Consider the following 8,654-nt stretch of genomic DNA (forward strand, 5'->3'; position numbering starts at 1 on the left):
GGGGTGTTTGTGGGGCGCGGTGCTGCCGGGGGGGAGCGGGGGCGTCAGCCCCCGTGAACCCTTCCGCCCGGAGGGGGCTGGGGGCGGAGCCCTCAGTTTCGGGAAGGGGCGGGGCTGGGGGAAATACCCGCGGCCCGTGAGGGCCTAGTCCGCTACCGCGTACGCCTCCACCGACCACAGCGAGTAGCCGAAGCGGGTCGCCCGCGCGTCGCCCTGGACGCGCAGGAAGCGTGTGTCCGGCGCGTCCAGGCGGACCGATTCGCGGGCGCCGCGGCCGTCGCGGACCGTCGCCGCGGTGCGCCAGGTGCGGCCGTCGGCGGAGACCTGGATGCGGTACTTCGTGGCGTGGGCGTCCTGCCAGTGCAGGACGACCTGTCCCACCCGGGTCGGCCCGGAGAGTTCGGCCTGCCACCAGGCGCCGTCCTCCGCGGGGGAGGACCAGCGCGTGGCCGGGTCCCCGTCGACCGCCGCGGAGGCCGGGAAGTCGGGTGTCTCGTCGCCCGAGGAGGAGGCCGTGGCGGTGCGGAGCAGATCGGGGCCGCCGGTCTTCGGGTAGGCCCGCACCGTCAGCGTGCGCTCCTCGTCGCCGAAGGTGAACGGCACCTGGTACTCGCCCGCCGGCGTCGTCGCGGGGACCGTGACCTCGACGGGCACCGCCGTACGGGCGCCGCGCGGCACGCGCGTCTGCGGCGGCACCGTCACCCGGATGCCCTTCGGCGATCTCGCGGCGAGCGCACCGCGCACCTCGTCGGGGCGCCGCGCCGAGACGAACGCGTCGAAGCGCTGCGGCCCGCCGCCGATCTCGGTGTCCAGCTCGCCCCGGGCGAGATCCAGCCGCGCCTGCGGCTCGTCGGCGAACCACGGCACGAGCGCGTGCACCCGCGACGCGCCGGTGATCCGTACGGCGTCCGCCCGCAGGCCCTCCGTCGGGCTCTGGGTCCAGCCGGACGGAGTGATCGCGCCGAGCGGGCGCCACCCCTCGCCCGGCACATGTGCCTCCAGCGCGCCGGTGGCGCCGTCCTGGCCCGGCTCGGTCATCGCTGTCACGGCAGCGACGGAGCGGGCGCGGCCCAGCCGTACCGTGTACGCGTCGGCGGTACGGGTCACGGACCCTGCCGCGCGGTCCGCGCCCGTCCACGCCGCGGACTCCTTCGCCACCCGGCTCAGGAACGGGTCGAGGACCCCCTTGCCGACGGTCACCTGCTGCCGGCCGATCGCCGTACGCACCGGATTCAGCGCGAGGGAGGCCCGCCACGCCGCCGCACCGTCGCCGCGGGCCTGCGCCTGCAGCATGTCGACGGCGAGCTCGCCGGCGCGGCCGTACCGCGCCAGCTGGTCCACCCACGGCCGCACTTCGGCGTCCAGCGCGGCCAGGCTCGCGTGCCCGGACCCCGCTCCCTGGTCCGGCCCCAGCCGCTGCGGCGCCTCCCGCATCACGGTGAACGCGTCCCGCAGCCGCCGCGCGGCCTCGTCCCTGGCGGCCGCGTCGGTGGTCGTACGGGTGCGCCAGAACTCGGCCAGCAGCGGCCGCAGATACGCGGATTCGGTGGGGTCGAGGAGGGACGACGCGTGGTTCCCGGCGAGTACGCCGAGCGCCTCCCGGGTCTTCGGGTCGCCGCCGGCGAGGTCCGCTATCGCCGCCCGCCAGGACTCCTGCGGCTGGTAACCCTTCGGGTTCCACGCGTAGTCGGCGGCGGTGAACAGCGGGATGCGGGACGCGGTCGCCTGCTCGCTCGCGTTGGCGAGCAGCGCGGCGGACCCGGTCGCGACGGCCGGTTCCCGGCCGGTGTACGGGCCGAGGAAGATACGGTCCTGCGCGTAGTCGTTGACCGGGTAGTTGTCCATGGTGACCAGCGGGTGCCGGAACACCTCGCGGGCCCCGGCCAGTTCCCGCCCGGTGATGGTGCGCGGGACGACGCCGACTCCGGTCCACGCGACCTGGACGCGGGTGTCCAGCTGCGAGGCGAGCGCCGTGCGGTACTCGGTGGCGCCGTCCTGGTAGAACTCCGTCGGCATGATCGTGAGCGGGGCGGCCGCGGGATGGCGGTCGGCGAGATGCCGGGCCACCTCACCGGCCAGCCGCGCCTGCGCCTTCGCCGCGGCCTCGGGCCCCGAGCCGAACGTGTCGGCGTCCCGGTCGCAGTGCCACTCGCTATAGCTGACGTCCTGGAACTGCAGCTGGAAGGCGCGTACGCCGAGCGCCCACATCGCGTCGATCTTGCGCTTGAGCGCCTTGACGTCGTCGTCCGATGCCAGACACATGGACTGGGCGGGGGCGACGGCCCAGGCGAGCGTCACATGGTTGGCGCGGGCCCGCTCGGCGAGCTCGCGGAACTCGGCGCGCCGGTCCGCGGGATACGGCTCGCGCCAGCGGGCCTGCCGGAACGGGTCGTCGCCCGGCGCGTACAGGTACCGGTTCTGCTTGGTGCGTCCCATGAAGTCGAGCTGTGCGAGGCGCTGTTCACGGCTCCACGGCCGGCCGTAGAAACCTTCCGTCATCCCGCGCACGGCCGTACCCGGCCAGTCGCGTACGACGACCCCGGCGACCGAACCGTCCCTGACCAACTGCCGGAGCGTCTGCGCCCCGTGGAACAGCCCGTCGCCTCCGACGCCGTCCAGGGCGACGGTGTCCCGGCCGGCGACGCGGCCCGCCGCGATGCGGTAGCCGCCGGCCGGCAGATCGGTGCGCTCGGGTACGCGCAGGGCGCGCAGCGCGTCCAGTGCGCCACTGCCGCCGAGACGGACCACGGGCCCGTGGCCGGGCAGCGCGGTGTGGATGGTGCGCACGCCGGCGGCGCGCAGGGTGTCCCAAACCGTCTCGACCGCGAACGGATCGGCGTCGGGGGCCACCAGGAGGGTCGCCTCCTCGCCGAGCGGTACGGCACGGCCCCCGGCCTTGAGCGTCTGCGGGCGCGGCCAGACGGCGGGCAGCCCCGTGCCGTCAGCGTGGTCGGGCACGGTGGCGGTGGTGGACCCGGGTACGTCGGGTGCGGCGACGGCTCCGGGAGCGGTGCCGAACAGGCCGCCGATCACGGCGACGGCGACGGCGGTCGCCGTCTGCTTTCTGCGCCCGAACCGCACGTCCGGCTCCCCTCCAGGCTTACGTGTCCATCGAAACGGATTCGAGCCCACCACCGGTGAGGTGAACGTGTCAATGCGGGTGCCGCTTGTGTCGTATTTGCCCATCGGCGCGCAGGACCGTTCAACGGGCCGCTCAACTCCCGTGCGTGGAGCAGAATGTGACACGGAACACGTTGACGAGAGGCGTACGTCTGCGGCCGTGCCCACTGGGTAGGGCTGCAATGTCCTGTTGCCCACCTTGAGGAGGCCCCCGTGGCCGCTTCCGCACAGCTGCTGCTCTCCGCCCTGTCCAAACAGGTGCCCGGTCCTCTCACGAGCGAGCCGCCGCTCGCCGACGCCGCACCTCTGACCAGCGAGCCGCCGCTCGCCGTGGCCGCCCCCCTCACCAGCGAACCGACCGCCCCCGGCACCGCCGGCGGCACGGAGTCCCCAGGAGTCTGAATGGGCCTGGCCCGGCTGGCCGCGTTACACGGTGTCGCCACCTCGTACTCGCCCTCGGCGGGCGTCACCGTCCCCGTCCCCGACTCCACGGTCGTCGCGGTGCTCGCCGCGCTCGGCGTGGACGCCGCCACCCCGGACGCGGTCCTGGCCGCCCTCTCCGCGGCGGACGCCGCAGCCGCGGAGCGTCTGCTCCCGCCGACGGTCGTGGCCTGGCTCCCGGCCGCCGAGCCGCCCGTGGCCCTCCCGGAGCGCACTCGCGTGCGGGTGCGGCTGGAGGAGGGCGGCACGCTGGAGTGGCGTGAGCGTGCGGTCGCCGCCGCAGCCGAGGCCGTCCGGGAGCCCGCGCGGCACGAGTGGGCCCAACTGCCGCCAGGAGTGCACCGGTTGGATGTGCGCACGCCCGGCGGGCGGAAGGCGCGCGCCACGCTGGTCGTCGCGCCGGAGGCGGTGCCGCAGCCCGAGGGCCGGGTGCACGGATTCCTGGTGCAGCTCTACTCGCTGCTGTCCGGCCGCTCCTGGGGCATGGGAGACCTCGGGGACCTCGGGGAGCTGGCCGCCTGGGCGGGCCGGGACCTCCGGGCCGGGTTCGTCCAGGTCAACCCGCTGCACGCGGCGGTGCCCGGCGCGCCGACCGATCCCTCCCCGTACCGCCCGTCGTCGCGCCGCTTCCCCGATCCGGTGCATCTGCGGATCGAGAGCATCCCCGAGTACGCGTACGTCACCGGCCAGGACCGGAGCCGGCTTGACGCACTCGTGGAGAAGGCGGCCGGGCTGCGCGTCTCCGTCCTGGAGAAGGGCGCGCTGATCGACCGCGACGCCGTCTGGGAGCTCAAGCTCCAGGCTCTGGAGCTGGTGCAGCGGGTCCCGCTCGGACCCGGCCGCAGGGCCGAGTACTGCGCGTTCCTCGCCGCGCAGGGCCAGGCGCTGGACGATCACGCCACCTGGTGCGCCCTCGCCGAGGTGTACGGCTCGGACTGGCACTCCTGGCCCGCCGGACTGCGCGATCCGCGATCCGCGGAGACCTCCCGGGCCCGCGGCGAGCTGATGGACCGGGTCGACTTCCACTGCCGGCTCGCCTGGCTCACCGACGAGCAGCTGGCCTCGGCGTCCACGGCCGCGCGCGACGCCGGAATGGCCGTCGGCATCGTCCATGACCTCGCCGTCGGGGTGCACCCGGGCGGCGCGGACGCCTGGGCGCAGCAGGACGCGTTCGCCGCCGGGATGTCGGTGGGCGCACCGCCGGACGCGTTCAACGCGCGCGGCCAGGACTGGGGGCTGCCGCCCTGGCGCCCGGACGTCCTCGCCGCCTCCGGCTTCGCCCCGTACCGCGGGCTGCTGCGCGGCCTGCTGCGGCACGCGGGTGCGTTGCGCCTCGACCACGTCATGGGCCTGTTCCGGCTCTGGTGGGTGCCGAGCGGCGCCGAGGCCACCGAGGGCACGTACGTCCGGTACGACGCCGAGGCGATGCTCGCCGTCCTCGTGCTGGAGGCGCACCGCGCGGGCGCCGTCGTCATAGGGGAGGATCTCGGCACGGTCGAGCCGGGCGTGCGCGAGACCCTCTCGCGCCGCGGGGTGCTGGGCACGTCCGTGCTCTGGTTCGAGCGCGACTGGGACGGTACGGACCGCCCGCTGGCCCCCGGGAGCTGGCGCGAGGGCTGTGTCGCCACGGCGACCACCCACGATCTGCCGTCCACCGCGGCCCGCCTCACCGGGGAGCACGTGGCGCTGCGCCACCGGCTGGGCCTGCTCACCCGGCCGCTGGAGCAGGAACGTTCGGAGGATTCCGCGGAGGTCGCCGAGTGGCTCGCGTATCTGACCCGGCTCGGACTGCTGCCCGAGGGCACCCGTGACGAGGAGGGCGAGATCCGCGCCGTCTACCGCTTCCTGCTGCGCACCCCCGCCCGGATGGTGGGCGTCTGGCTGCCGGACGCGGTGGGGGACCGGCGCCCGCAGAACCTGCCGGGCACCTGGGACCAGTATCCGAACTGGCGGCTGCCCATCGGGGACGCGGAGGGCCGGCCGCTGACGCTGGAGGAGCTGGCCGCGTCGCCCCGGCTGCACGCCCTGATGGAGGTCTTCCGCCCGGCGTCCGCACCTCGTACGGGCACCCCGGGCGCGCGGCCCTCCTAGCCGTTCGCTACGTTTGCACCGTGGACAAGAAGAACGCCCTGCGCGCCGGCACCGTCGCGGCCGGTACGACGCTGATGATGCTGCTCATGTCGTCCCCCGCGCTCGCGCTGGTGGCCGACGACGGCGACGACCCGGGTCCCGGCCTGAGTGTGGCCGAGACGCTCGGCCTGTACGTCGTGTTGCCGATCGTCCTGTTCCTGGTGATCGTGGGCCTGGTGATGGTCCTCGACAAGTCATCCGACAGGCCCAAGAAGCAGGCCTGAGCGCGCACTCCGTCCCGAGTACGCACTCTTCACACTCTTCGTGAGGGCGCCGCACGGTCCCGGTACCGTGCGGTGCCCTCACGTGTTCCCCGGCGGGGAGCGGCTCAGGCCCCCATCGAGCTCAGCAGCTTTCGCAGCAGCCCGGAGAGCTGCTCCGCCTCGTCCTCGTCGAGTGCCGATCCCAGCGCCTCCCGCTGCGCCGCGAGCCCTGCTTCCACGGCCCCGTCCACCAGCTTGCGGCCCCGCTCGCTGAGCGTCACCCGTAGTCCGCGCCGGTCGTGCGGATCGGGGCTGCGGCTGAGCAGCCCGGCCTTCTCCAGCCGGTCCAGCCGCCCGGTCATCCCGCCCGTCGTCAGCATCAGCGTCTGGGACAGCTGGCGGGGCGAGAGCGTGTAGGGCTCCCCGGAACGCCGCAGCGTCCCCAGGACGTCGAACTCCCCGCGCGAGAGGCCGTACGGCTTGTACGCCTTGTCATGGAGCAGGGCCATCGCGTTCGCCAGGCGGTAGATCCGCCCGAAGACGGCCATCGGGACGGTTTCGAGTTCGGGTCGTACGGCGGCCCACTGCGCGATGATCGCGTCCACGGGATCCGGGGTGGGGGCGGGAGTGGAGGTCATGGGAACAGTTTCGGCCAGGACATGGTTGCTGGCAAGCAAGTGACTTTCATCTAAGTAGCTTAGCTCTAAGCTACTTAGTGACAAGTCACCTCGGGTTTGTTGCTTGTTGTTCGCTGTTCACGTCCGCCGCCCATGAAGGGGCTGCCATGTCCGCCCGCAACGCCGCCGTCGCCGTCACGGCCGTCACCGCCCTCGCCCCGGTCTCCTGGGGCACCACCTACGTCGTCACGACCGAGTTCCTGCCGCCCGACCGCCCTCTGTTCACCGGACTGATGCGCGCCCTGCCCGCCGGTCTCGCCCTGCTCGCGCTCACCCGCACGCTGCCGCGCGGCGTCTGGTGGGGGAAGGCGGCGGTCCTCGGCGCGCTCAACATCGGGGCGTTCTTCCCGCTGCTCTTCCTCGCCGCGTACCGGCTGCCCGGCGGGGTCGCCGCCGTCGTCGGCTCGGTCGGGCCGCTGTTCGTCATCGGCCTCGCGACCCTGCTGCTGGGCGACCGGCCGACCGCGCGGGGGCTGCTCGCCGCCATCGCCGCGGCCTTCGGTGTCAGCCTGGTCGTCCTCAAGGCGGGCGCCGCGCTCGATCCGGTCGGTGTGCTCGCCGGGCTCGCGTCCGCCGCGTCGATGTCCGCCGGGATCGTGCTCACCAAGCGCTGGGGCCGGCCCGAGGGGGTCGGCCCGCTCGCCATGGCCGGCTGGCAGCTCACCGCCGGCGGACTGCTGATCGCGCCGGTCGCCCTCCTCGTCGAGGGCGCCCCGCCCGCGCTCGACGGCCGCGGCATCGCCGGCTACCTCTATCTCGCGCTCGCCAACACCGCTGTCAGTTACTGGCTCTGGTTCCGCGGCATCGAGCGGCTCACCGCCACCTCCGTCACGCTGCTCGGCTCGCTCTCGCCGATCACTGCGGCCGTCATCGGCTGGGCGGCGCTCGGCCAGGACCTGACACCGGTGCAACTGCTCGGCATGGTGATCGCGTTCACCGCCACGATCGTCGGCCAGATCGCTCCCCGCTCCCCCGAATCATTCAGTTCTCCTGAAAGGAACGATCGAAAAGATTCGATGGACCTGGGTATTCGGGCGATGCGACGGTAGGCCCCGCAACCGAGATCCCCATCCGGGGAGAGAGGCAGGGGATACACCGTGGCAGTCCTGGACCGCGTCCGCGGCAGTGAGGCGACGACCACCGCGAGGAGGGTGAAGCAGGCCTCCGGCCCCGGCATCCTCCTCGCGGTCGTCGCGACGGTCGTCTGGTCGGGCAGCTTCGTCACCTCGCGCGCCCTGCACGACTCCGTCCCGCCCGTCCAGCACGCCTTCTGGCGCTGGATCATCGCGATCGCCGCCGTCGCCCCGTTCGCGGCCCGCGAGACCTGGCGGCAGCGGCATCTGATCCGCCGTCATCTGGGCTTCGTGTCCCTCGCCTCGCTGCTCGGCGTCACCGTCTACAACACCCTGGTCAACCAGGCGGGAGTCTCCACCACCGCCGGCAACATGGGCATGATCATGGCCGCCTCACCGGTCCTGATGGCCGTGTACGAACGCCTCGGCGGCGCCCGCCTCGGTGCCCGGCGCGTGACCGGAACGGCGATCGCCTGCGCCGGAGTGCTGCTGCTCGTCGGCAAGGGCTCCCTGGACTTCGCCGCGGGCGACCTGTGGGTCATGGCCGGCGCGGTCTGCTTCGGCTCGTACAGTGCCCTGCTCAGGCGCCGCCCCGCCGGACTCGGCGGACGCACCTTCCTCCTCAGCACGTTCGTGCTCGGTGCGCTGATGCTGTTGCCCGTCTACGCGATCAGCCTCGCCGTACAGGGCGGCTTCGAACCCACGGCGGGAACCGTCGGCCCGCTCGTGTACGTCGGCGTCTTCTCCTCCGCCGTCGCCTTCTTCGCCTGGAACAAGGCGATCGCCCTGATCGGCGCGGCCCGCGCGGGCGTCGTCTACTACCTCCAGCCCGTGTGTGTGGCCCTGCTCTCCTTCGTCATCCTCGACGAGCCGTTCGGGCCGGTGCAGGGACTGTGCCTGGCGCTGATCCTGGGCGGGGTGGCGCTGGGCGCTGCGCGGGGGCGGTGAGGCGGCGCGGCGCGGTGACCGGCCCCGGGCACCGCTGCCCGCCGGGCGGACGGGTGAGGACC

7 protein-coding genes are annotated in these 8,654 nt (G+C 73.7%); 5 read left to right on the forward strand and 2 right to left on the reverse strand.

The annotated features are described in order from the left end of the window. Window positions 1-144 precede the first annotated feature (144 nt). Window positions 145-3,081 (reverse strand): beta-N-acetylglucosaminidase domain-containing protein, encoded by a 2,937-nt coding sequence (locus ACWGI8_RS33475; protein WP_453666715.1) that lies wholly within the window; start codon window positions 3,079-3,081, stop codon window positions 145-147. Window positions 3,082-3,333: 252 nt separating this feature from the next. Here ACWGI8_RS33475 and ACWGI8_RS33480 point away from each other — a divergent pair, with 252 nt between their 5' ends. From ACWGI8_RS33480 to ACWGI8_RS33490, 3 genes are read left to right on the forward strand one after another with little or no spacing between them, the layout of a single operon-like run. Next, window positions 3,334-3,522, forward strand: a complete 189-nt coding sequence (locus ACWGI8_RS33480) for a hypothetical protein (RefSeq protein ID WP_453666717.1) — start codon at window positions 3,334-3,336, stop codon at window positions 3,520-3,522. Beyond that, complete coding sequence (malQ, locus tag ACWGI8_RS33485) at window positions 3,523-5,652, forward strand: 4-alpha-glucanotransferase (RefSeq protein ID WP_453666719.1); 2,130 nt, start codon at window positions 3,523-3,525, stop codon at window positions 5,650-5,652. Between the two features lie 20 nt (window positions 5,653-5,672). Next, window positions 5,673-5,915 carry a hypothetical protein gene (locus tag ACWGI8_RS33490; RefSeq protein ID WP_453666721.1) on the forward strand — a complete coding sequence of 81 codons (243 nt, stop codon included), beginning with the start codon at window positions 5,673-5,675 and terminating at the stop codon, window positions 5,913-5,915. Window positions 5,916-6,019: 104 nt separating this feature from the next. Here the strand turns inward: ACWGI8_RS33490 and ACWGI8_RS33495 are convergent, their stop codons facing one another. Then, on the reverse strand, window positions 6,020-6,532 hold the full coding sequence (locus ACWGI8_RS33495) for a MarR family winged helix-turn-helix transcriptional regulator (RefSeq protein ID WP_453666723.1): 513 nt from the start codon (window positions 6,530-6,532) through the stop codon (window positions 6,020-6,022). A gap of 146 nt (window positions 6,533-6,678) precedes the next feature. Between ACWGI8_RS33495 and ACWGI8_RS33500 the strand changes: the two genes are divergently transcribed. Continuing rightward, window positions 6,679-7,620, forward strand: coding sequence for an EamA family transporter (locus ACWGI8_RS33500; protein WP_453666724.1), 942 nt, complete (start codon window positions 6,679-6,681; stop codon window positions 7,618-7,620). A 48-nt stretch (window positions 7,621-7,668) separates the two neighbouring features. Next, window positions 7,669-8,592: a DMT family transporter gene (locus tag ACWGI8_RS33505; protein ID WP_453666725.1), complete on the forward strand. Its 924-nt coding sequence runs from the start codon at window positions 7,669-7,671 to the stop codon at window positions 8,590-8,592. Window positions 8,593-8,654 lie beyond the last annotated feature (62 nt).

It is taken from the genome of Streptomyces sp. NPDC054841 (genome assembly GCF_053611045.1).

Coding starts and splice junctions, on each gene's coding strand:
- ACWGI8_RS33495 (WP_453666723.1), bottom strand. CDS start 6,532: ATGACCTCCACTCCCGCCCCCACCCCGGATCCCGTGGACGCGATCATC.
- ACWGI8_RS33500 (WP_453666724.1), top strand. CDS start 6,679: ATGTCCGCCCGCAACGCCGCCGTCGCCGTCACGGCCGTCACCGCCCTC.
- malQ (WP_453666719.1), top strand. CDS start 3,523: ATGGGCCTGGCCCGGCTGGCCGCGTTACACGGTGTCGCCACCTCGTAC.